Origin of the sequence: Rhodovulum sp. P5 (assembly GCF_002079305.1) — a bacterium.
Lineage (GTDB): Bacteria > Pseudomonadota > Alphaproteobacteria > Rhodobacterales > Rhodobacteraceae > Rhodovulum.
In genome coordinates this window covers 2555359-2576810 of record NZ_CP015039.1, presented here as the reverse complement: position 1 = coordinate 2576810, position 21452 = coordinate 2555359, and the positions used below count along the sequence as shown (strand labels likewise).

Genomic DNA, 21452 nt, shown 5'->3' with positions numbered 1-21452 from the left:
AGGCTTTGGCGTTCTTCCCGGCAAGCGTTTCCGTGTCGCCCGTCGCGTCAGGCCGACAAACGAAAAACGCGCCCCGTGGGGCGCGTTTCCGATAACGTGGCAGACTGTGCCGTCTGATCAGGACGCTTTCTTCTCGGGCTTGTAGGGGGCCCAGAGACGCTTGTTCGTCAGGTACAGAAGCACGGTCAGGATGGTCAGGAACACGACCGAGATGAACCCGGCTTCCTTGCGCGCCATCAGCTTCGGCTCGGCCGCCCACATCAGGAAGGCCGCAACGTCCTTGGCTTCCTGCTCGGCCGTGGCCGGGGTCCCGTCAGCGAATTCGACGTCTTCGCCGTAAAGCTGCGGCGGCATCGCGCTCCACCCCGTCGAGAAGACCGGGTTTTCATAGTAGAGCGTGCCGGCCTCGTCCTTGGTCTCGTCCGTGAAGGCAAGCAGGTAGGACGTGATGTACTCAGGTCCGCCCATGCCCTTGAAGAGCTGGGCAAGGCCCGATCCCATCGGCCCGTGGAACCCGGCGCGGGCCTTGGCCATCAGGCTCAGGTCCGGTGCCCCGGGATAGGTGCCGGCCGGGTAGTAATCGGTCGGCTTGGCCGGGCGATAATCCTCGATCTCGTCGTCATAGACTTCGAAGCTCGCGGCATAGTCGATCATCGCCTGCTCGCTGAGGCTGGGACCGCCCGGTTCGGCAAGGCTGCGGAACGGCACGTAGATCAGGCCGTGGCAGGTGGCGCAGATCTCGGTGTAGATCTGCAGACCCCGCTGAAGCTGTGCCTGGTCGTAGGTGCCGGCCATCCCCTCGAAGGAGAACTTGTAGTCCTTGACGTGGCCGCCTTCCGAGGCCCAGGCACCGGCGGTGCCGAGGCTCAGGGCCGTCAGGGCCGTGATCGTGAGTTTCTTGAGCATTCTTCCGATCCCTTCTCTCACTCGGCCGGGGTCGCAGAGGCGGTGCCGGTGGCAGCCCCTTCGCCGTAGTGGTCGTTGAAATCTTCCTCGATGGTTGCCGGCTGCGGCAGCGGTTTCTCAATGACGCCGAGCACCGGAAGGATCACGAGGAAGTAGGCGAACCAGTAGGTCGCTCCGATCAGCGCGATGGTGGTGTAGATACCTTCCGCCGGCATCGCGCCTGCCCAGGTCAGGATCACGAAGTCGATCAAGAAGCCGTAGAAGGCAAGCTTGAACATCGGACGGTAGCGGCCCGAACGGACGTTGGAGGTATCGAGCCACGGCAGGAATGCCATCACGAGGATCGAACCGAACATCGCCAGCACGCCGAAGAACTTGGCGTTGACGACACCGAGGGTCAGCCAGTCGAAGAACTGGACCATCCACACGTCACCGTCAAAGGCGCGCAGGATCGCGTAGAACGGCAGGAAGTACCATTCGGGCACGATATGCGCGGGCGTCACCAGCGGGTCGGCCATGACGTAGTTGTCCGGGTGGCCCAGATAGTTCGGCATGAAGCCGACGATGGCGAAGAAGACAATCATCACCACGCCCAGCGCGAACAGGTCCTTGATCACGAAGTAGGGCCAGAAGGGCAGCGTGTCTTTCTTGGCTTCTTCCTTGGAGCCGCGGCGAACCTCAACACCCGAGGGGTTGTTGTTGCCGGTGGTGTGGAATGCCCAGACATGGACGATGGCCAGACCCAGGATGATGAACGGCACAAGGTAGTGCAGCGAGAAGAAGCGGTTCAGCGTCGCGTTGCCGACGGCCGGTCCGCCCAACAGCCACACCTGGATGTCGTCGCCGATCCACGGGATCGCGCCGAACAGGCCGGTGATCACGGTCGCACCCCAGAAGGACATCTGACCCCAGGGCAGCACGTAACCCATGAAGCCCGTCGCCATCATGGCAAGGTAGATCAGGATACCGACGATCCAGGTCACCTCGCGCGGGTTCTTGTACGAGCCATAGAACATGCCGCGGAAGATGTGCAGATACACCGCCACGAAGAACAGCGACGCACCGTTGGAGTGCAGGTAACGCAGGAAGTGGCCGCCGTTCACGTCACGCATGATGTGTTCGAGCGAGGCGAACGCCATCTCGGTGTTCGGCACATAGTGCATCGCCAGCACGATACCGGTGACGATTTGCAGAACCAGCGCGAAAAACAGCACGATCCCCCAGATCCACATCCAGTTGAGGTTCTTGGGGGTGGGGATCATGATCGTGTCGTAGATCAGGGCCACAACCGGCAGGCGCCGATGCAGCCACTTTTCGGAGCCCGTCGTCGGCTCGTAGTGATCGTGAGGAATACCGGACATCGGGGACTCCCTTAACCGAGTTTGATGGTCGTCTCGTCCACGAAGGACGCGACCGGGATGTACATGTTTTCAGGCGCGGGGCCCTTGCGGATACGGCCGGCCGAGTCGTAGTGCGACCCGTGGCAGGGGCAGAACCACCCGCCGAAATCGCCCGACTGGTTGCCCATCGGAACGCAGCCCAGATGCGTGCAGACGCCGATCATGACCAGCCACTTGCCCTCGGGGTCCATGGTGCGGTTTGCGTCGGTCGCTTCGCCCGGCTTGTTGGGATTGCGCGAGTTGTTGTCGCGGAGGTCGTCCAGAGGAACGGACCGCGCCAGTTCGATATCCTCCGGCGTGCGGAGCCGGATGAACACCGGTTTGCCGAGGAATTTCACGGTGATCTGCTGTCCCTCGGTAACCGAGGAAACGTCCACCCGGATAGAGCTGAGCGCCTGTACGTCCGCCGATGGGTTCATCTGGTCGACAAGCGGCCAGATTGCCGCGCCGGCGGTCACAACACCGGCGCCCGCCGTGGCGTAGTAAAGGAAATCGCGGCGGGTGCCGTCGTGATCTTCTGCGTGCGACACGAGAATTTCTCCTTTCCATGGCCGGAAAACCGGCCGATTCCAAAAAACGGGCCAAGGTAATTGCCCGGGCCGTTTACCAGACTTACCTAGCCCCAAGAAATTCTTGCGTCCAGCGGACATAGCCGCACAGCAAAGCTAAAGCGGGGGCCCCGCAGGCTTCCGGTCGACCGTCGTATACCCCTGCCCCCGCGAGTCAGCCAGAGAAAATCTGGAACGAGTCGCGATTCTGAGACGTATGACCGCAGCGCAACCCACAAGTTGCCGCCTGAAAGGCAAGTTTCCGTCACATGTACTTGATTTGCCCCGTCAGACCGGCCGCGTCGCCTGCATGGAGGGGCGTTCGGCAAAGCCAGCCTCCCATGCGGCAAGGGCATCGCGCCCCCGGCGCCAGTCCCGGTCGCCATGCCGGAAATCGAGATAGCCCATCGCACAGCCCATCGCGATCTGCGCCATGCTCAGACGCCCGCCCAGATGGCTGACCCACCGCGCGTTCACCGCGTCCAGCGCGCGGTCGACCTTGGCCCATTGCCCCTCGACCCAGTCGGCGCTGCGGATCGCCTCGGGACGGCAGCGCCCTTCATAGACCATCAGGACGGCGGCATCCATGATCCCGTCCGCCGTCGCCTCCAGCGTCAGGACATCCCACAGCCGTGTTTCGGGGTAGAGCCGCGCCTGCGCCCGTGCATCGAGAAACCGGCAGATCACCCGGCTGTCGTAAAGTGCGGGCCCCTCGTCCCGTGCAAGCGTCGGGATCTTGCCAAGCGGGTTTTCGGCCAATGGCATCCGCTCGCACTCCAGCACGTTGCCTATGGCCGGCACGATCTCGACATCGTCGGCCTGCCCGGTTTCCAGCAGCAGCACGCGCACCTTGCGGCAGAAGGGGGAAGCCTGGCTGTCGAAAAGGCGCATCATACGCGGCGGAATCGCAGCCGTCCCAGGGCGCTTGCATCGATTTCCACCCCCGGGCCGTTTCGACCCATGCGGATGGTGCGGGCAAAACGGGCGGTGCCGTTCACCTGTTCCCCGTCCCGCCGGAAGCAGACCCCCTCGCCCAGGTCATCCATCGCGTCTTCCGCGCGCTGGTCACGTCGCGCCAGTCCGGACTCGCGGATCTGGGTGATGGCAAAGGCGGCGAGCGCCACCGCGCCGTAGCGCAGCGCCACACCGGCAATCGGGGCAATAGGCAGGGGCACGTCGATCACTCCGTTTCAGTCGTGAAAAAGATAGGGGGCGAAACCGGCCCTGTCCATTCACGTCTCGGGCAGGATGCGCATCAGGTCGGCAAGGATCCGTGCCTCTGGCGACAGGGCAGCCGCCGCCAGGCCGTCCGCCGCGGCGATCCGCGCAGCCTCGGGCTTGTTCTGGCCGAGTTTCCACGTCCCCTCGACCACCTCCACCCGCATCCGGCAGGGCAGGATGGCCCGCATCAGACGGGCGAGACCCTCATCGGGCATCTTCGCGGTCGTCCAGACGGGTTTGGGGGCAAGGCGTTCCTCAAACAGCGCCGACTGTCGGTCCAGCAGATCGCGCAGAGCATCCGGCGGGGCGACCTCAAGCGGGCCGCGCAGGTGCACGGCAACATAGTTCCATGTCGGCACCTGATCGGGCAATCCGTACCAGTCGGGCGAGATATATCCATCGGGCCCCTGCACGGCCAGCACGGCGGATGCCGGCAGCGACCGGGCCAGCGGGGTCGAGCGCACCAGATGGGTTTCAACCACCGTCCCGTCCTCGGACAACAGGAACGGCACATGGCTGACATGCGGGCCATCCGGGCCGTTCACCGTCAGCATGCCGAACCCGCGGTCGCGGGCAAAGGCGACATTGGCGTCGCGCGGCCGTGTCCGGAAGGCCGGGTTGGGGTGCATACGCTACACCGCCCGCAACTGGCCACCCGCGTGGCCCGTGATGGTTGCGGTCACGATCCGGCCCTCTGGCCGGTCTGTGTCGAACGCAACCTCGGTGAACTGTTCGGTACGGCCCATGCGGGCGCTTTCCATTAGAACCTGATGGGTCTTGCCCACCTGATCTTCCAGATGCCGGGCGACCCGCGCCTCCCCCGCCGCGCGCAGACGCGCCGCGCGCGCCTTGATCGCCGCGCCACCGACCTGGGGCATGCGCGCCGCGGGCGTGCCTGGCCGGGGCGAATAGGGGAAGACATGCAGCCATGTCAGCCCGCAGTCCTCCACCAAAGCCAGGGAGTTTTCGAACATCCCTTCGGTCTCGGTCGGGAAGCCCGCGATGATGTCGGCGCCAAAGGTCATCTCGGGGCGCAGTCGGCGGGCCTCCGCACAGAAGCGGATGACATCTGCCCGCGAATGGCGCCGCTTCATCCGTTTAAGAATAAGGTCATCGCCCGACTGAAGCGACAGGTGCAGATGCGGCATCAGCCGCTCTTCCTCGGCAATCGCGGCCATCAGCGCCGGGTCCGCCTCGATCGAGTCGATGGAAGAGATGCGCAGCCGCGGCAGGTCGGGCACCAGCGTCAGGATACGGCGCACCAGATCGCCCAGCCGCGGCGCCCCCGGCAGATCGGCGCCCCAGCTTGTCAGGTCGACCCCGGTCAGCACGACCTCATTGTACCCCCGCGCCACCAGCCGCTGCGTCTGCTCGACCACCACGCCCGCGGGCACCGACCGGGAATTGCCCCGACCAAAGGGGATGATGCAGAAGGTGCAGCGGTGATCGCAGCCGTTCTGAATATGCACAAAGGCGCGCGACCGCGTGCCAAACCCGTCGATCAGGTGCCCCGCGGTTTCCCGGACCGTCATGATGTCATCCACCATGACCTTCTCGGTCTGACCGATGAAATCGGGCGCCGCGGCAAGCCGCGCCCATGTCTCGGCCTGCATCTTTTCGGCGTTGCCAAGGACAAGGTCGACCTCGTCCATCTCGGCAAAGCGCTCGGGCTCGGTCTGGGCGGCACAGCCGGTGACGACGATCTTCGCCCTGGGATTGTCCCGCCGCAAACGGCGGATGTCCTGCCGGGCCTTGCGCACGGCCTCGGCCGTCACGGCACAGGTGTTGACCACCTCGACGTTTTCCAACCCCGCGGCATCGGTCAGCGCCTTCATCGCCTCGGTCTCCCACGCGTTCAGGCGGCAACCGAAGGTGGTGAAACGGGGGACCGGGCGGTCCATCAGGACGACCGCAGAAAATCAGGGGTGAACACCCCGTCGAACACATGGGCCGTCGGACCGGTCATCCAAACGCCATCCGCGGCCCAGTCGATGTCCAGCTCTCCGCCATCCAGAACGATCGTGACCTTCCGCCCGGTCAGTCCGCGACGCGCCGCCGCCACGGCCACCGCGCAAGACGACGACCCCGAGGCCAGCGTGATCCCCGTGCCCCGCTCCCACACCCGCATGCGCAGGCGGTCGGACCCCAGCACATGGGCGACCTGAACATTGGTGCGTTCGGGGAACAGCGGGTGATGCTCATGCGCGGCGCCGAAGCGAGCGAGGTCCACGGCCTCGGCATCCTCCACGAAAAAGGTGCAATGGGGATTGCCCATGCCGGTGGCCACCGGGGCGCCGTCGATGGGCAGCCGGTCGAGGTCGACATCCTTGGCCAGGGGCACCTGTTGCCAGTCCAGCAGCGGCGCCCCCATGTTGACCGACGTCAACCCGTTCCCGGCATCGCGCGCCACAAGCCGCCCGCGTTCGGTTTCCAACGTCAGATCGGTCCGGCCCGTTTCCGCCATAAGATACCGCGCGATGCAGCGCGTGGCATTCCCGCATGTGGCAGAGACGGAGCCATCGGCATTGTAGAACAGCAGATGCGCATCGGCGTCCTGCGCCGCTTCGATCACCGCCAGTTGGTCGAAACCCACCCCCCGGTGCCGGTCGGCGATCGCCGCGACAAGGCCTGCCGGCAAGGACACCCCGTCCTGCCGACCGTCGATCACCACGAAATCATTGCCAAGGCCGTGCATCTTCATGAAATGCAGGCCGTTTGCGTACACCCTGTCAGACATGCCGCGGACCTATACGCCCCTGCGTCAGATGAATCCAGAGACCCCCGCAAAAAGCACGGATTTTGGCCTTGACCCCCCCTTCGGCTTTTCATAGGAAGCAGGCCTCAAGTGGGCCGTTAGCTCAGTTGGTAGAGCAACTGACTTTTAATCAGTGGGTCGCAGGTTCGAATCCTGCACGGCTCACCACTTAGACACTGAAAAAAGATAATGCGTTGCTGCAGTGCGGCGCGTCCGATTCGGACGCTGCGGTCATCGGCAGTAACCGGGGAACTTGCAGGCCTTGTGCAGATCGACGCCGGCCGAACGGGCGATGTGCCACTCGCGCGGACACAGCTCGCCGTTGCGGATGGCATCGGCGACCTGGTCGTCCGTGATCGTGACGGTCACGCTCACCGCGGCGCTTCCTCGCAGGCGGGTGGGCGGTGGAACAGGGACCAAGCGCCATAGCCGGCCAGTATCCACGTGGCCACCACACCCAACCCGAGCGCAACGAAAACGGCGGCTTTCAACTGTGTGATCATGCGTTCTTCCTCCTATTATTTTTGACTGCATGGACTGGCAGGGGGCCTACGACTGCGGCCGCAACCTAACGCCCCCGAATTGGCGACACCTCAACGGGCATTGCAACCGGAGCGTGCCGCGCCATTTTGCCCCTACGATTTCCGGCCCCTGCCAGTCGATGCAGTCTGATCGTCGGCCGGCCGCCGCACCGCGTGGATGACGCGCATGGCGGCCCCGAATTGCGGGGCCATGTAGGTGCGCTGCAGCCGCCGGTCGGCCGCCGCAGAGTTGCCCAGCACGTCTGCCCTGTCGTCCTTTGACGCGCCGCCTGCGCGGGAAGGGTGGCCGAACGGCTGGCGCAGATCGCGGGCGGTCAGGTTGATCTCATACCATTGCTCCACCACGGGCGTGCCGAAATATGTCACCGGCTGCGGCCCCAATACGTTTCGATCAAGATCAGCAGGGGACTGTAACTGCACAGGGTCTCTTGGCCGCACGACATGAAGACGCGGTTCTGGCGGTCGTCGTGGATCAGCGCGGCCATCGTTCGCCCGGTGATGTTGCAGTGCGCGCGCTGGCCGGTCTTCCGCGCCTTTTCAACCTCAACCGTCAGGCGCGGCGGGCAGGCCGTAGCGGTTGATCCACGCGGCGAGCTTGGCACAGATCATCCGGCGAAGGTCAGGAAAGGCGCGGCATGAGTCAGCCGTCACTGCCCGGGGAAATCGACGGGCGTATCGGCCAGCCAGTAGACGCCCGGCAACCCTAACTTGTCCAATCTCTCAATCACCTTCGGCCCGATGTTGAGTGCCGCCGGCAGGGTCTTGATATCGAGATACTTTGACGTGCTTCGGAAAAGTGCCGCGTTCGAGCTTGGCAGCTTCGCCGGACCCGCCGGTTCGTTCGCGATCATCGAAAACGATTCCCTCGCTCCGAAGGATTCGTTCGCGACAATCGGCGGGATCATGGTCGGGACCGACGAGTCGTTCCAGTTCACGATCCGGACCGGCGACTTCGACCTCAACTTCGCGCAGAACGGATTGATCCCGTATTTCGGCACGCCAAGCACCGCAGCGGTTGCGAACCCGGTCCCGGTGCCGGCGGCTGCGTGGCTAATGGTCGGCGGCCTTGGCCTGCTTGGCGCCCTGCGCAAGCGCGCCGCCTGAGACGAGACCTCAGGTCGACATCGTGGGCGGCAAACGGTGCCGCCCGCATAGCAATTGCCATCTGCGCACCAGCCCGATCAATCTGCATGAACCGCGCGGTCAAGCCGTCCGTGGAATCAAACCGACAGGTAATCTTGGCATCGGACAACCGTAAGTCACAGCCGCCGTGCCCAGCATGGGTATGCGGTTGTGCGGCCCACCTCGATGTCGCGAAACCGGACCGGGGCAAATGCCCGGCGTCACGAAAGCTTCAACGAACCGATACATCCGCGTTGCAGCCCCGGCTTAGGGAGCCCGAAAGTTCTTTCCGGGAGGCCGGATGCTGCTTAGCGTTCAGAATGTGACCAAGATGTTCGGTCGCAACACCGCCGTCGATGATGTGAGTTTTTCGGTCGATGACACCGCCTTTATCGGCATCATCGGGCGTTCCGGTGCCGGGAAGTCGACCTTTCTGCGCATGGTCAACCGCCTGACCGATGCCAGTTCCGGCGCGATCCGCTTCGAAGGGCGCAATGTGCTGGATCTGAAAGGGCCGGCAAAACGCGCCTGGCAGTCGGACTGCGCGATGATCTTTCAGCAGTTCAACCTCGTGCCGCGCATGGATGTGGTTTCGAATGTCCTGCACGGCACGCTGAACCGGCATTCGGCCTTCGCGACCTTCTTCAACCTCTACCCCACCGCCGATATCCACCGCGCCATCGAGATCCTCGACCGGCTGGGCATCTCGGAACAGGCGGCCAAGCGGGCCGAGGCCCTGTCGGGCGGGCAGCAGCAGCGCGTGGCCATCGCCCGCGCCCTGATGCAGGACCCCAAGATCATCCTTGCCGACGAACCCATCGCCAGCCTCGACCCGACGAACGCGCAGGTGGTGATGGATGCGCTACGCCGCATCCACGAGGAAGACGGCCGCATGGTGATCGCGAACCTGCACACGCTGGATACGGCACGGCGCTATTGCGACCGGGTGATCGGCATGCGCGAGGGCCGCGTGGTCTTCGACGGAACGCCAGACCAACTGACCACCGGCGTCGCGCGCGACATCTACGGGGCCGACGCGTCCTTTTCCGAGGCGTCGACATCCACATCGATCAACGCGCTGGACGAAAATGCCCGCGCGATGATGGAGGAGACCGAAGTCCTCTGACCCGACGCGCCCTCGGGGCGACCCCGGGGGGCCTTTCAACCTGGAGAGTGAATGATGAAGAAACTGCTTGCTGCCCTTGCGGCAACCACCGCCCTCGCCGCACCCGCCATGGCGCAGGACATCACCGAATTCCGCATCGGCATCCTTGGCGGCGACAACGTCCAGTCGCGCCTGAACAACTACCAGTGTCTGGCCGACTATACCGAGGAAGCGCTGGGCGTGCCGGTCAAGATGTTCACCCCGGCCGACTACAACGGCGTGATCCAGGGCTTCCTGGGCGGCACGCTGGACATCGCATGGTTCGGTGCCTCCTCCTATGCCGCGCTTTACCTGCAGGACCCGGAAGCCGGCGAACCCTTCGCCGTGAAAACCAATCTGGACGGCTCCTACAGCTACCACTCCATCGGTTTTGCCCGCAAGGACAGCGGCATCACCTCGATCACCGACCTGAAGGGCAAGACCTTCGGCTTCGGCGACCCGAACTCCACCTCCGGCTACCTGATCCCGTCGGTCGAGATCCCGGCCGAATACAACGTCACCATGGAGTCGGGCGACTTCTTCGGCGAGGTCAAGTTCACCGGCGGCCACGAACAGACCATCGTTGCAGTCTATAACGGCGACATCGATGCCGGCGTGACCTGGGCCGACGGTCTGGGCGAGTGGGAAGACGGCTACAACTCCGGCGCGCTGCGCCGCGCGGTCGACAACGGCCTCGTCGACATGAACGAGCTGGTGCAGATCTGGATGTCGAAGCCGATCCCGGAAGGCCCGGTCGTGCTGCGCAAGGCGCTGCCCGCTGACGTCAAAGAGAAGATGAAGGAAGTCGTTCTGGGCCTCTTTGAAAAAGACCCCGAATGCGCCTACAACGTGGCCTTCGGCGACACGGCCGGCTTCTCGCCCATCAGCCACGAAGCCTACGAGACCATCATCGAAGTCCGCCGCAAGAAGATCGAGAACTGATCCTGCGCGGTCTTGAACATCTGAACTCCGCCCTCTCGGGGCGGGGTTCGCCGATCGGGGGCCCCGGATGACTGACATGCCGCTTCACGGAAGCGTTGCCGCGACGCAGGAAAGCTATATGGCGCTGGTGCGCCAGAAGCGCCTTTACGGCGGGCTGATGCTGTTGATCTTCGCGGTGCTGCTCGTCTCCGGCTTTCGCGTGGCTAACGACCGCAATGCCGGCGGGTTCTTCGACGGCATTCACCGGATATTCGACTTTCCCGCAGACGTGCTGGCAGAGGCGTGGGACAAGCGGGCCGATATGGGCGGGCTGCTGCTGAAATACCTGCCCGACCTGATCGAGACGCTGAACATCGCCGCCGTCGCCACCATTCTGGGCGCCGCGCTGGGGCTGGTGCTGTCGCTTCTGTCGACCCGCGGCCTGGCGCTCTGGCCGCCGTTGATCCCGGTCTTTCGACGGCTGATGGATGTCTTGCGCGCCCTGCCAGAGATCGTGGTGGCGCTGGTTTTGATCTACCTGCTTGGCGGCGGGCCGGTCCCGGCGATGATCGCCATCGCCCTGCATACCGGCGGGGCGCTGGGCAAACTGTATTCCGAGGTCAACGAAAACGCCGATCTCAAGCCCGTCGAGGGGCTAACCTCGGTCGGGGCGACATGGACGCAGCGGATGCTTCTGGGCGTGATCCCGCAGGTGGCGCCAAACTATCTGTCCTACGGTCTTTTGCGGTTCGAGATCAATATTCGCGCCTCGGCCATCCTCGGCTTCGTGGGGGCAGGCGGTATCGGCTACGAACTCAAGAACTCCGTCACATGGGGGCCGGGGCGGTTCGATGAGGCCGCGGCGATCTTCGCCCTGTTGTTCGCGACCATCGTGGTGGTCGACCAGGCCTCATCCGCGCTGCGCAACCGGTTGAGCGAGGGGGCCCGGACATGAGCGACATGACCGCCGATCTTTCCGCCCGCATGGCCGGGGCCGACCGCCTGATCCGGCGCAAGCGGCTTGTCTCCATCGGCGCGCCGCTCGCCGTTCTGGCCTATCTCAGCTACGTGTTTTTTGCCTTCGACGTGATCGGGCTGGCCGAACGTGCGCGTGTCGACAACGCGATGACGCTGATGCGCGATACCTACAGCTACAAGACCGTGGTGTCGCGCAACAACCGCACCGGTGATCTGACCATCGCCAAGGAGGGCGAGCGCGCGGGCCTTTATCCCGAAGGCACCTCTCCGGACTGGGTGATGCCCCGGGGGCAGACCACCGAGATCGACCTGGCAGACGGCCACTACGTGCGGTTCCTGCCAGAGAGGGCGGCGATTTATCACCACCCCGATTTCGGCGACATCAGGGTGCAGGTGACCTCCGGCGTTCAGATCAATCTGCCAGAGAGCGAGATCCCCGACTGGATCAGCTATTCCAAGGCGCGGGTGGACATCACGACCGAGGCGGGCCGTCTGACCATGACCCGCGCCAAGACAGAGGTGTTCCGCTACTTCTTCGGGTGGGAGTTGTTCTGGTTCACGCTCGACAGCCCCTATCACGGCCATTCGGTGGTCGCGATCCTGTTCGGCCCGCAGATCGATCCGGACCGGTCCAACATCGCCGGCGCGTGGCACGATTTCTGGGAAAACCCGCTTTGGCACCATGCACAGGTGTTCTGGGCCTTGGGTGAGACGATCCTGATGGCGTTCCTCGGCACGATGGGGGCTGCCCTTCTGGCGCTGCCGCTGGCCTTCCTCGCGGCCAAGAACTTCACCCCCATCATGACGCTGCGCTTTGCCGTGCGGCGGGTCTTCGACTTCGTGCGGGGGGTGGATGCGCTGATCTTCACCATCCTGCTTTCCCGCGCCTTCGGTCCCGGACCGATGACCGGGGCGCTCGCCATCCTGCTGACCGACAGCGGATCGTTCGGCAAGCTCTTCTCCGAGGCGCTGGAAAATGTCGACAGCAAGCAGATCGAGGGGGTGCAGTCCACCGGCGCGCCGGTCCTTGCGCGGTATCGGTTCGGCGTGATCCCGCAAATCACGCCGGTCCTGCTCAGCCAGGTGCTGTATTACCTAGAATCCAACACCCGCAGCGCGACGATCATCGGCGCGATCACAGGCGGCGGGATCGGGCTGATGCTGACCCAGGCGATCATCACCCAGAAGGACTGGGAGGAGGTCAGCTATTACATCGTGCTGATCGTGGTGATGGTCATCTTCATGGACTGGCTGTCGGGGATCCTGCGCCGTCGCATGATCAAGGGCAATTCGGGCGGCTGACCGGCCGGCCGTTCCCCGTCTTTCCGCGGCAGGGTCAGGCGGTGCGCCTGTCGGACCCCAAAGCGAACGCCAGCAGGGCCTCTTCGGTCAACGGCTTGGCAAACAGATAGCCCTGCAGAACCGTGCAGCCGATCCCGCGCAGGATATCGGCCTGTTCCTGGGTCTCCACGCCCTCAGCCACGGTTTCGATGCCGAGCGTTTCGGCGATTTCCACGATGGCCCGCACCAGGCTGCGGTTGCGCAGGTCATCTTCCAGCGGCATGACGATCCGCTTGTCGATCTTCAGCGCAGACGGCGCGATCTCCATCACCCCGATGATCGAGGCATGGCCGGAGCCGAAATCGTCGATCTCGATGTCGATGCCGGCCTCGCGCAGCATGCCGAGGTGGAACTTGAACGCCTCGCTTTCCTCTTCCACAAGGATCGATTCCAGCAATTCGAAGGTCACCTTGGTCTCTTCGGCCGCCATTTCGCTGGCCAGTGCGACCACATCGGGGTCGTGCATCCGGCCCGAGGACACGTTGAAACTGATCTTGGGCATGATCAGCCCGCGCGCCCGCCAGCGCGACAGCGCATCGCGGGATTTCTCCATCATGATCCGGTCGATATCGGCGACCAGCCGCAACTGCTCCGCCACGTTCATGAAGGCATCGGGGGCCAGCAGGCCGTCGGTTGGATGGTTCCAGCGCAGCAGCGTTTCAACACCCACCAGCCGGCCACCCTCCGCCGCGACCTGCGGCTGGAAGAAAGGCACGAACTGGTCGTTGTCCAGAGCCTCGTGAATCTCGACAGCCAGGCGGCGATCGTGCTGGATCTGGCGGTGCAGATCGGGCGTGAAAAGCTCTGACCTGTTTCGCCCGCCTTCCTTGGCCCGGTAGAGCGCGGCGTCGGCGAACATCTGGATATCCTCGCCGACCTGGGCGAGTTCAGCGATATGGGCGACGCCAAAGCTCGCGCCAAAGCGGCATTGGCGGCCTTCGTAGAGAAGCGGCACCTCGATCTGCGCGCGGATACGTTCGACAAGCGCGATGGCATCCGCCTCGGACGCCCCCGGCGCCATGAGCACCGTGAACTCGTCCCCGCCGATACGAGCGGCGAAATCGCTGCCACGCAGACAATCGCGCAATACATCCGCCACACGCATCAGCACCAGATCGCCGGCCTCGTGGCCCAGCGTGTCGTTGACGTATTTGAAATGGTCCAGGTCGATGCGGATCAGCACACAGTCCTGTGGCCCGTCGCCCCGCGCGCTGTGCAGACGCTCGTCCAATGTCTTGTCATAGTGGCGCCGGTTCGGCAGACCGGTCAGCCCGTCATGGAGCGCCTGCCTTTCGTTCTCGGCCCGCATCTCCTCGGTCACCCGGTGGGCCCGGCGGAGTTCTTCCTCGCGCTCCACATCCGCGGTCACATCCAGCAGGGCACCCGCGAAGATGGCCGACCCGTCCTTTGCCCGCCGCGGGATCGAGGACGCCGACAACCAGATCACGCCGCGGTCGGGATGCTGAACGCGGAAGCGTTCTGCCCAGGGTTCAAGCGTTCGGGCACTTTCAACGGTCGTCGCCAGCACCCGCTCGCGGTCTTCCGGCAGGATACGGTCGAACACGCCCAGCCTGATTTCGGCGATCTCCTCGCGCGTATAGCCGACAAGCTCCTCGAACCGGCCGCTGGTATAGGGAAAGTCGCCCGTCCCGTCGGGACACAGCCGGAACTGGTAGATCCCCACGGGCGCCACATTGGCGACCGAGTTCAACTGTTCATGGGCGCGTTTCAGTTCTTCGCCCGCTTGCGCTGCGCGCTCCTCGGCCGACATCTGGTCGGTGATGTCCAGCATGCTGCTGTAGAACACGATGGCCCCGTCGGGCTGCGCACTGGGCGTGACCGAGGCCAGAACCCAGCGCAGGCCGTTGGTGGGGTGGTTCAGCCGGTGCTTGAAGGTCACCGGCGTCAGGTCGCGTCCGGCCTTTTCCAGGGTCGCATGAACACCGAAAAAATCATCGGGGTGGACATGGCGTTCGAATGCGGCGCCGTCCGCCTCGATCTCGGCCCGTGACACGCCGGTGATCTCTGGCAGCTTGTCGCTGAAATAGGGCACGTCGATCTCGCCCTCGGCAGAAATCCGGTACTCGAACAGCGCCGTGGCAGAGTTGTTGTTGAGCGTGTTCAGACGTTCATGGGCGATCCGCAGCGCTTCCCCGGCCTCGGCAAGGCGCCGCTCGGCCTCCACCTGATCGGTAATGTCGACATTGCTTGCGAAATACCGGATCGTGCCGTTCGCGGCACGTTCGGGCGAGCATGTGGCAAGGATCCACCGCAATCCGGTTTCGGGGTGAAGCACGCGGTGCCGGAAGGTCAGGGTCTTCAAATCCCGCGCCGTTCGTTCGAACGCATCGAAGATCTCTCCGACATCGTCTTCGGGCACACGGCTGACGATCGCCCGTCCATCGGCCATCAGCGCGTCGGCCGTGATCCCCATCATCGCAGGCATCTTTGCGCTGAAATAGACAAAGTCGATCTCGCCGGTCTCGGAAATCGTGAACTCGCTCAGAACGCCGGGCGTATTGTCCGCCAGCCGGTTCAGCCGGTCCAGCGCGACGCGGGTGTCCTCTGCCGCCTGCCGCGCCTGCGCCCCCGACCACCGCAGGGCGACGGCGGCCAACAGCACAATCGCGGCAAGCAGGAAGGCGCCGAGGCCCGCCCAAACCCCCGCGGCAAGCGCACTGGCCTGCAAGCCCGCGTCAGGGCGCACGACCACGACGTCGAACAGGCCAGAGGGGCTTTCGCGCAGAAAGGCCGTCCCCCCGGCAAGGTTCAGCCGCGTCACACCGGCCCCAACCTCGCCCCGAACCGTATCGCCCCCCAAGACATCCGCGATGCCCTTTGCGAAGTCCTGCGCCCCCGCTTCCCCGGACAACGCGATGAACGCGCCATTCGGGCGCACGCGGAAATAGATCTCGCTGTCGTCCGCCGACAGATACGTCTTCAGTTGCGCAAAGAAGTCCTGCAGAACGCCGACCGTGACCACCCCGGCAAATGCCCCGCTGCTATCGCGGACCGCGACGCTGACCGGAAGGCTCCACGCGCCATTGAAACGGTTCCGGATCGGGGCACCCATATAGTGGCTGTGAACCTCTCCATCCCGGTGCACACGGAAATAGGCCCGGTCTGATACATCCAGCCCCAGCGCCGTGCCGCCGGGGAACAACTCATCGACGACAATTCCATCCGCGTCGATCACAAGAACTGCGTTCAGACCGATATTCTCTTTCCGGATGGCCTCCATCGCGGGCTGGCCGCTGGTCGCAAGATCGCCCGTGTCCAGACGATCGGCCACGGTCTCCGCCGACAGCCGCAAACTGCGCAGCAAGAGTTCGATCTGGTCCGTCGCGGCATAGGTGTCGGCGCGCACATCGGCCACGGCCTTCTTCAGGGTGTGCTGGTGCTGCACCATACCCAGAACCAGACCGATGACCGCCGCCGCGATCACTGCCGAAACAATAGTGCGCGAGATGCTCGCCTTCATTGCGGATCCTGGCTTTTCGAAGGACTCTGACTTTTGTGGCTGGAACCAAGAAAAAGAGGATTAAGAATTCCCCGGCCCGCGCAGCGAGAACCCTGGAAATAGCGAAAACTGTCGATATCGGCGGGGCACTGGGGCCGCGGCGCAAACCGTTGTGCGAGAGCGACGCGAACACGGCCGGTCATCGCAGAAGGGCGGCCACCATGCGCCCCGCGGGCGTTCAGCTCTAACCCCCACTCGCGCAGGTTTCCCAGCACAGTTGCGGGGCAAATCGCGGCGGCGTGATCATCATCGTCTCGAACAGTTGGGGCGGCAGCCCGAAGCCCAGCGGCGGCACAAAGGGAAACCTGGTTTCGACCACGATCACCCTGTCGCCCAGCCCGATTGTCGGCACCCGTGCCGCGATGCCGCTTGCGCCAAGCGCCGCCTCGGTCAGGCCCGCAACGCCCGTGGTCCCGGCCGACCAGTCCAGCGCCAGCGTTCGGTCGGGCATGTCGCAATCAGCAGCACAGTGAATGACCGAAACGCGCATCGCCGGCGACGCCCCCTGCCCGGCAAGGAAGGCCAGAACATTTCCCGTCTGGTCGACGAAGCTCTGGTCCACCGGATCGGTCTGGCGGGAATAAAGATCGGCGATGGTATAGGTGGCCTTTGTCGCCGTTTCCCGAACCTGAAACACCGCCACATAGACATAAAGCGCCCCAAGCGCCCAGATCAGCATTGGCAGCATCAGGACGAATTCCACCGCCATGCTGCCGTCTTCATCGCTGCGAAAGCCGGAGAATACGCGCCTTTTCATGTCGCATCATCCGGTTCGTTGACGAAGGCGCTGGTGACGACCAACCCGTATTCGCCATCGGCGTTCTTCGGCAGCGCATGTCCCAGCATGGCCGTGGGGAAGACCGGATCGAACAGCGCGCAGACGCGGATGAACATCAACTCGTTCTCGCCGCCATGGGTGAAATTATCGGCGGGGTCGATGTCTTCCGCCCGGTCGATACACATGGCATCGCGGGTCATCGTCGCCCATTGCGATGGCGGCAGAGAGCGCATCTCGACACGGATGACCTCTTCGCAATTCGGAATGGCCATCGCGAAGTCGCAGATCCGCGACCGGAAGGTTTCGAAATCCGGTGTCGCGCCAGCCCCGATGCGGATTTCCCGCACGGCCAGATCCGTCGCCCGCGACAGCATCACATGCCGCACATCGAGGATCCCCAGTTCCACGGCCATCAACAGGATCGACAACAGGATCGGCAGCAGGATCACCACCTCGACCGTTGATGACCCGGCTTCCTCCCGTCCGAAACGCCGAAGATGTCCGGGAAAGCCGCGCATCAATGGATCAACCTCAGCGCGTTGATCTTTCCGGCGATGGCGGAATAGACGGACGCGATGTTAGAGGTATTGGCATCGAAGAAATGCGATTCAGAGGTGGCGCAGGTCCGCATCTCTGTCTTCGCATCGGCGGGCGCTTCATAGGCGATGGTGAAGATCGTGACGCCCTTGTCCTTGGCCGCCTGACAGGTCGCGTAGAAGTTCGCGAGGTTGTCGGCCCGCCCGCTCAGCGTGTTGGTCACGCTGCCGCTTTGCCGGTCGAGTTCGACAGTCGCATTCAGGGGGGTTGTCGGGTCTTTCGGCCGGTACTGGTCGGTAATCTGCCCGTCGGTCATCAGAACGATGAATTTCGCGGTCTGGTCCGCATGCCATGCGGCAGGGCGCACACCCGAATAGTCATCGGGCACAAGCCCCTGCGCCCCCAGATGCGCCAGCGCGGGCAGCGATGAGGGATCGAGCAGGGCCAGCGCGTATTTCATGGCGTAATGGGTGCCCGTTCCGTCATGCATCCGCAGCGCGTCGATATAGTCGCCGATCGTTTCCAGATCATTCTGGGCGTACTGAATCGCGGTGTCGTCCTGCGGGCACCACCCCCAGTCCATCACGTCCGCCGCAATGGCCCATTTCATGAACAGCGGCGTCTGCGCATAGGACCCCGCCGCCGGGAGACCGGTGCCGTCGAAATCGCCCTGACCGAGTTCAAGGCAGGACCCGCCGACAAGCGGCCCGGTCAGGTCGAGTTCGCCGTAGGAAAGCGTATCGATTTCGGTGATGCCCTTGGGCGCGCCGCCCGTGTTCCATGTCGGCCCGATGTCGGGCGCATCGCCGTTGCTATTGTCGGCAATGGCAAAATAGGCATCGCTTTGCACGCCGCCCTTGATCGAGGCACCGATCACGCTGGCACCGTCCAGCACGCCCCCGGCGGACTCCACGATACCCTCAACCATCTGGCTGAAGAACGCATCCGCATCGTTGCTGATATGGCCCGGCTGTCCGGCGTCGGGGAAATCCTCGACCTTCGCCATGATGTCGATGAGGCCGTCGTCATCGGTGTCGAAATAGGTGACGATGTTGGAAATGTCCTGCGGCCATTCCTCGAAATAGTTTCCACCGCCCTGTCGCACCCCGCCAAGGTAGTCGAACATCTCTGGGCCCGGATTGACCTGCCCGGCATAGGGGATGACGTTGATCGAAACGCGCGCGTTTTCGGTCGGGTCAAGCACCGTCTTGACGAATGTCTTGGCCGCGGGCTTCAGCCGGGTCATCCGGTCGTCCCAGCGCATCGATCCGGAAATGTCGATGACGAGGGAGATTTCACGGTTGGGTATGAACTCCTGCGCGACGCCGGCCACGCCAGAGGACACCTCGTCGACCCCGACCATGCGCAGAAAGAACGTGTCCAGCCTGAACGACGCCGACGCGCCCACCGTCCGCCCGGCGATGTCCGGTTTTACGCGCACATCGACCAGGTGATCGGCCAGCCCTTCGCGCCGGAAATAGTCATAGACAATTTCCGTGATCGCCTCGGTGTCGCCGGTCTGGTCAAGATCCGCCGCTGCCAGAACCGCACGGTCAAGCGTGGCCTGAAGGCGTGTTCTTTGATCTTCCGCGCGCAACAGATCGACGGCCATACCCCCGGCGATCACCATCGCCACGAAGACGAAAAGCGCGAAGACGACGATGGACCCGTCTTCGCGGTGCAGAAAGCCCCTGACGTTTCGGTGCAAACCTCTGTCCCGGCGTTCCATCCTCTCGGTTCCCTCTCATTGATGAGGAAGGATCTTCTTCAGAGGTGGGGCGAAGAGCGGGCAACAGAGTGTGTTTTGTGGGGCCAGTACGTAAATTGCCGTGCATGCAGCGGGGCGTCACGCAGCGCCGTCAGCAGAGGCATGCCCCAAATCGGCGGCTTGCAGGACTGCCCGGGCAGGGCGTCGCCACCACTGGCTGTGCCCTTTGCGCTGCTTGCGATGCTGGGAATGTGCTGCGTGCCGCCCGAAGGCCGTACAGGGCCCCTATCGGCCCGAAAACGGACGCGCGGCAATATACCGGCTGCGCTGTTCGTTGCGGTAAAACGCCACCAGTTCATAGGTCAGCGACCGCATGTCGGCCACGGTGTCCACGGCGCGGTCGGCCAGGACCTTTTTCCAGGTATGGATTTGCCCGGTGGCGCCGCCGTCATTGGTCACGATGTCAAAGGCATGGACGTCGTCGATGACGCCCTTCGCCCGGGTTTCGTCGATATGTGTAAAGTGAAGAGCCATTTTGTTCTTTCCTGTCTTTTTTGGCCGGGGCGAACCGGATCGTTCGCGGACCGGCAGTTTTGGTCGTTCATGTCGTCCGAACCGCCCCCAAGCCCCGACGGCCCGGAAGGCGGTATCGTTTCGACACTCTTAACGTAGGGGGGATCTGCGAAGAATCCATGAACACGCGCCCGGATCTTGTGGATCGCGCGGGTTCTAGCCCAGATAGACCGTGCCTTCGGGATAGGCGATGCGCCGCCGGCGCCGTACCGCCAGCAGGAAACCGAAGGTCAACGGACCGACGCGGCCCATGAACATGATCGCCATGATCACGATCCGGCCCGCCGCGTCCAGATCGCCGGTGACGCCGCGCGACAGCCCCACGGTTCCGAAGGCCGAAACCGTCTCGAACGCGAGATCGAGGAAATCGCCCTCGTGAAACAACAGCAGGGTGAAGAGCGCGATCAGGATCGCCAGAACGCTGACCATCGCCAGGGCCAGAACCTTCATGATCTGGTCATGCCCCAGCCGGCGGCCAAACACGTCGACGCTGGGGCGACGGCGAAACACCGCGGCGGTGGTCAGCAACAGCACGATGAAGGTCGTCACCTTGATCCCGCCCCCGGTCGAGGTCGAGCCCGCACCGATCACCATCAGCGTCATGAACATCAATGTGGTGCCGTTTTCCAGCTCTGCGATGTCGACGGTGTTGAACCCCGCGGTCCGGGTGGTGGCCGCCTGAAACCAGCTTGCCAGCGCCCGCGTGGCCGGGCTTTCGAATTGTCCCAGCGTGGCGGGGTTCGTCCATTCCAGCGCGGCGAAACTGACCGTCGACCAGACGAGCAGCCCGGCGGTGCCGACCAGCATCAGCTTGCCGTGCACGGTCAGGCCCCGCCAGCCCCCGATGCGGCGCAGGTCGGCCACGACCGTGAAGCCAAGCCCGCCAAGGATCAACAGCGCCGGAATGACGAGGTTCACCAAAGGATCGCCGACCCAGCCCGACAGGCTGTCGGGGAAAAGCGCAAAGCCTGCGTTGTTGAAGGCCGAAACCGCGTGAAAGAGGCTGGCCCAAAGCCCGTCGGCCCAGCCCAGATGCGGCACGAAGACAAGCGTCAGCAGCCCGGCCCCGACAAGCTCGCACACCAGAACGAAGCCGATGATCGTGCGCACGAGGCGCAGCAGCCCCGAGACCGAGGTCTGGTTCAGATCCTCGCGCAGATACTGGCGATGGGTCACGCCCACCGTCAGGCCCAGCATGGTCAGGATCAGCACGGCAAAGGTCATCAGCCCAAGCCCGCCCACCTGTATCAGCAACAACAGCACCGCCTGCCCGAACAGCGTCAGCACGCTGCCGGTGTCGATCACCGACAGACCGGTCACGGTCACGGCGGACGTCGCGGTAAAGGCCGCGTCCGACCAAGAGATCGGCACCCGCGCGGCAAGGGGTAGCTTCAACAGCAGGGTACCAAGAACGATCGACGCGGCATAAACGAGGATCAGCGCCAGGGGCGGCGGCAT

24 protein-coding genes and 1 tRNA gene are annotated in these 21452 nt (G+C 64.0%); 6 read left to right on the top strand and 19 right to left on the bottom strand.

Annotated features, from left to right (window positions below):
- Nucleotides 1-117: 117 nt before the first annotated feature.
- The 8 genes from RGUI_RS12425 to dapF all read right to left on the bottom strand — a co-directional run bounded on the left by RGUI_RS12425 (nucleotide 118) and on the right by dapF (nucleotide 6812).
- Nucleotides 118-906 carry a cytochrome c1 gene (locus RGUI_RS12425; RefSeq protein WP_081533390.1) on the bottom strand — a complete coding sequence of 263 codons (789 nt, stop codon included), beginning with the start codon at nucleotides 904-906 and terminating at the stop codon, nucleotides 118-120.
- A gap of 17 nt (nucleotides 907-923) precedes the next feature.
- Nucleotides 924-2267 carry a cytochrome b N-terminal domain-containing protein gene (locus tag RGUI_RS12420; RefSeq protein ID WP_081533388.1) on the bottom strand — a complete coding sequence of 448 codons (1344 nt, stop codon included), beginning with the start codon at nucleotides 2265-2267 and terminating at the stop codon, nucleotides 924-926.
- Between the two features lie 11 nt (nucleotides 2268-2278).
- Nucleotides 2279-2836, bottom strand: coding sequence for a ubiquinol-cytochrome c reductase iron-sulfur subunit (gene petA / locus RGUI_RS12415; RefSeq protein ID WP_081533386.1), 558 nt, complete (start codon nucleotides 2834-2836; stop codon nucleotides 2279-2281).
- Between the two features lie 306 nt (nucleotides 2837-3142).
- On the bottom strand, nucleotides 3143-3745 hold the full coding sequence (locus RGUI_RS12410) for a glutathione S-transferase (protein WP_081536080.1): 603 nt from the start codon (nucleotides 3743-3745) through the stop codon (nucleotides 3143-3145).
- Nucleotides 3745-4038, bottom strand: a complete 294-nt coding sequence (locus RGUI_RS12405) for a hypothetical protein (protein ID WP_253798356.1) — start codon at nucleotides 4036-4038, stop codon at nucleotides 3745-3747. Before RGUI_RS12405 ends, RGUI_RS12410 begins: the two co-directional genes overlap by 1 nt.
- 48 nt (nucleotides 4039-4086) lie before the next feature.
- Complete coding sequence (locus RGUI_RS12400) at nucleotides 4087-4704, bottom strand: FMN-binding negative transcriptional regulator (RefSeq protein ID WP_081533384.1); 618 nt, start codon at nucleotides 4702-4704, stop codon at nucleotides 4087-4089.
- Between the two features lie 3 nt (nucleotides 4705-4707).
- Nucleotides 4708-5976 carry a tRNA (N(6)-L-threonylcarbamoyladenosine(37)-C(2))-methylthiotransferase MtaB gene (gene mtaB / locus RGUI_RS12395; RefSeq protein ID WP_081533382.1) on the bottom strand — a complete coding sequence of 423 codons (1269 nt, stop codon included), beginning with the start codon at nucleotides 5974-5976 and terminating at the stop codon, nucleotides 4708-4710.
- A complete protein-coding gene (dapF, locus tag RGUI_RS12390; RefSeq protein WP_081533380.1) occupies nucleotides 5976-6812 on the bottom strand; it encodes a diaminopimelate epimerase in 837 nt (278 codons plus the stop codon). The genes mtaB and dapF overlap by 1 nt, the downstream gene beginning before the upstream one ends.
- A 110-nt stretch (nucleotides 6813-6922) precedes the next feature.
- On the opposite strand from dapF, the gene RGUI_RS12385 reads away from it, so the two are divergent.
- Nucleotides 6923-6998 (top strand) — tRNA-Lys (locus RGUI_RS12385).
- A gap of 63 nt (nucleotides 6999-7061) precedes the next feature.
- On the opposite strand, the gene RGUI_RS21250 is transcribed toward RGUI_RS12385, so the two are convergent.
- The 5 genes from RGUI_RS21250 to RGUI_RS12370 form a co-directional block, all read right to left on the bottom strand.
- A complete protein-coding gene (locus RGUI_RS21250) occupies nucleotides 7062-7205 on the bottom strand; it encodes a hypothetical protein (RefSeq protein WP_156882953.1) in 144 nt (47 codons plus the stop codon).
- Entirely contained in the window at nucleotides 7202-7333 is a 132-nt protein-coding gene (locus RGUI_RS22370; RefSeq protein WP_256387849.1) for a hypothetical protein, read from the bottom strand. The genes RGUI_RS21250 and RGUI_RS22370 overlap by 4 nt, the downstream gene beginning before the upstream one ends.
- A 132-nt stretch (nucleotides 7334-7465) precedes the next feature.
- The gene (locus RGUI_RS12380; RefSeq protein ID WP_156882952.1) at nucleotides 7466-7738 is read right to left on the bottom strand and encodes a hypothetical protein; all 273 of its coding nucleotides are present in this window, start codon (nucleotides 7736-7738) and stop codon (nucleotides 7466-7468) included.
- Nucleotides 7735-7857, bottom strand: coding sequence for a hypothetical protein (locus RGUI_RS22365; protein ID WP_256387848.1), 123 nt, complete (start codon nucleotides 7855-7857; stop codon nucleotides 7735-7737). Before RGUI_RS22365 ends, RGUI_RS12380 begins: the two co-directional genes overlap by 4 nt.
- Nucleotides 7858-8019: 162 nt before the next feature.
- Entirely contained in the window at nucleotides 8020-8277 is a 258-nt protein-coding gene (locus tag RGUI_RS12370; RefSeq protein ID WP_081533375.1) for a hypothetical protein, read from the bottom strand.
- Here RGUI_RS12370 and RGUI_RS12365 point away from each other — a divergent pair.
- From RGUI_RS12365 to phnE (RGUI_RS12345), 5 genes are all read left to right on the top strand, one after another.
- Nucleotides 8276-8476 carry a hypothetical protein gene (locus RGUI_RS12365; RefSeq protein WP_081533373.1) on the top strand — a complete coding sequence of 67 codons (201 nt, stop codon included), beginning with the start codon at nucleotides 8276-8278 and terminating at the stop codon, nucleotides 8474-8476. The two genes, RGUI_RS12370 and RGUI_RS12365, sit on opposite strands and share 2 nt — an antisense overlap.
- 319 nt (nucleotides 8477-8795) lie before the next feature.
- Nucleotides 8796-9620 (top strand): phosphonate ABC transporter ATP-binding protein, encoded by an 825-nt coding sequence (phnC, locus tag RGUI_RS12360; RefSeq protein WP_371586875.1) that lies wholly within the window; start codon nucleotides 8796-8798, stop codon nucleotides 9618-9620.
- 54 nt (nucleotides 9621-9674) lie between these two features.
- Nucleotides 9675-10580 (top strand): phosphonate ABC transporter substrate-binding protein, encoded by a 906-nt coding sequence (gene phnD, locus RGUI_RS12355; RefSeq protein ID WP_081536077.1) that lies wholly within the window; start codon nucleotides 9675-9677, stop codon nucleotides 10578-10580.
- Nucleotides 10581-10647: 67 nt separating this feature from the next.
- Entirely contained in the window at nucleotides 10648-11514 is an 867-nt protein-coding gene (phnE, locus tag RGUI_RS12350; RefSeq protein ID WP_081533371.1) for a phosphonate ABC transporter, permease protein PhnE, read from the top strand.
- Nucleotides 11511-12839, top strand: coding sequence for a phosphonate ABC transporter, permease protein PhnE (gene phnE / locus RGUI_RS12345; protein ID WP_081533369.1), 1329 nt, complete (start codon nucleotides 11511-11513; stop codon nucleotides 12837-12839). Before phnE (RGUI_RS12350) ends, phnE (RGUI_RS12345) begins: the two co-directional genes overlap by 4 nt.
- Nucleotides 12840-12873: 34 nt before the next feature.
- Here the strand turns inward: phnE (RGUI_RS12345) and RGUI_RS12340 are convergent, their stop codons facing one another.
- From RGUI_RS12340 to RGUI_RS12315, 6 genes are all read right to left on the bottom strand, one after another.
- On the bottom strand, nucleotides 12874-16359 hold the full coding sequence (locus tag RGUI_RS12340) for an EAL domain-containing protein (RefSeq protein WP_081533367.1): 3486 nt from the start codon (nucleotides 16357-16359) through the stop codon (nucleotides 12874-12876).
- Nucleotides 16360-16582: 223 nt separating this feature from the next.
- A complete protein-coding gene (locus RGUI_RS12335) occupies nucleotides 16583-17155 on the bottom strand; it encodes a TadE/TadG family type IV pilus assembly protein (protein ID WP_081533365.1) in 573 nt (190 codons plus the stop codon).
- Nucleotides 17152-17694, bottom strand: a complete 543-nt coding sequence (locus tag RGUI_RS12330; RefSeq protein WP_081533363.1) for a TadE/TadG family type IV pilus assembly protein — start codon at nucleotides 17692-17694, stop codon at nucleotides 17152-17154. Before RGUI_RS12330 ends, RGUI_RS12335 begins: the two co-directional genes overlap by 4 nt.
- Nucleotides 17694-19442, bottom strand: coding sequence for a TadE/TadG family type IV pilus assembly protein (locus RGUI_RS12325; RefSeq protein WP_081533361.1), 1749 nt, complete (start codon nucleotides 19440-19442; stop codon nucleotides 17694-17696). Before RGUI_RS12325 ends, RGUI_RS12330 begins: the two co-directional genes overlap by 1 nt.
- A 264-nt stretch (nucleotides 19443-19706) precedes the next feature.
- Entirely contained in the window at nucleotides 19707-19955 is a 249-nt protein-coding gene (locus RGUI_RS12320) for a hypothetical protein (RefSeq protein ID WP_081533359.1), read from the bottom strand.
- 195 nt (nucleotides 19956-20150) lie between these two features.
- Nucleotides 20151-21452, bottom strand: a complete 1302-nt coding sequence (locus tag RGUI_RS12315; RefSeq protein ID WP_253798343.1) for a TrkH family potassium uptake protein — start codon at nucleotides 21450-21452, stop codon at nucleotides 20151-20153.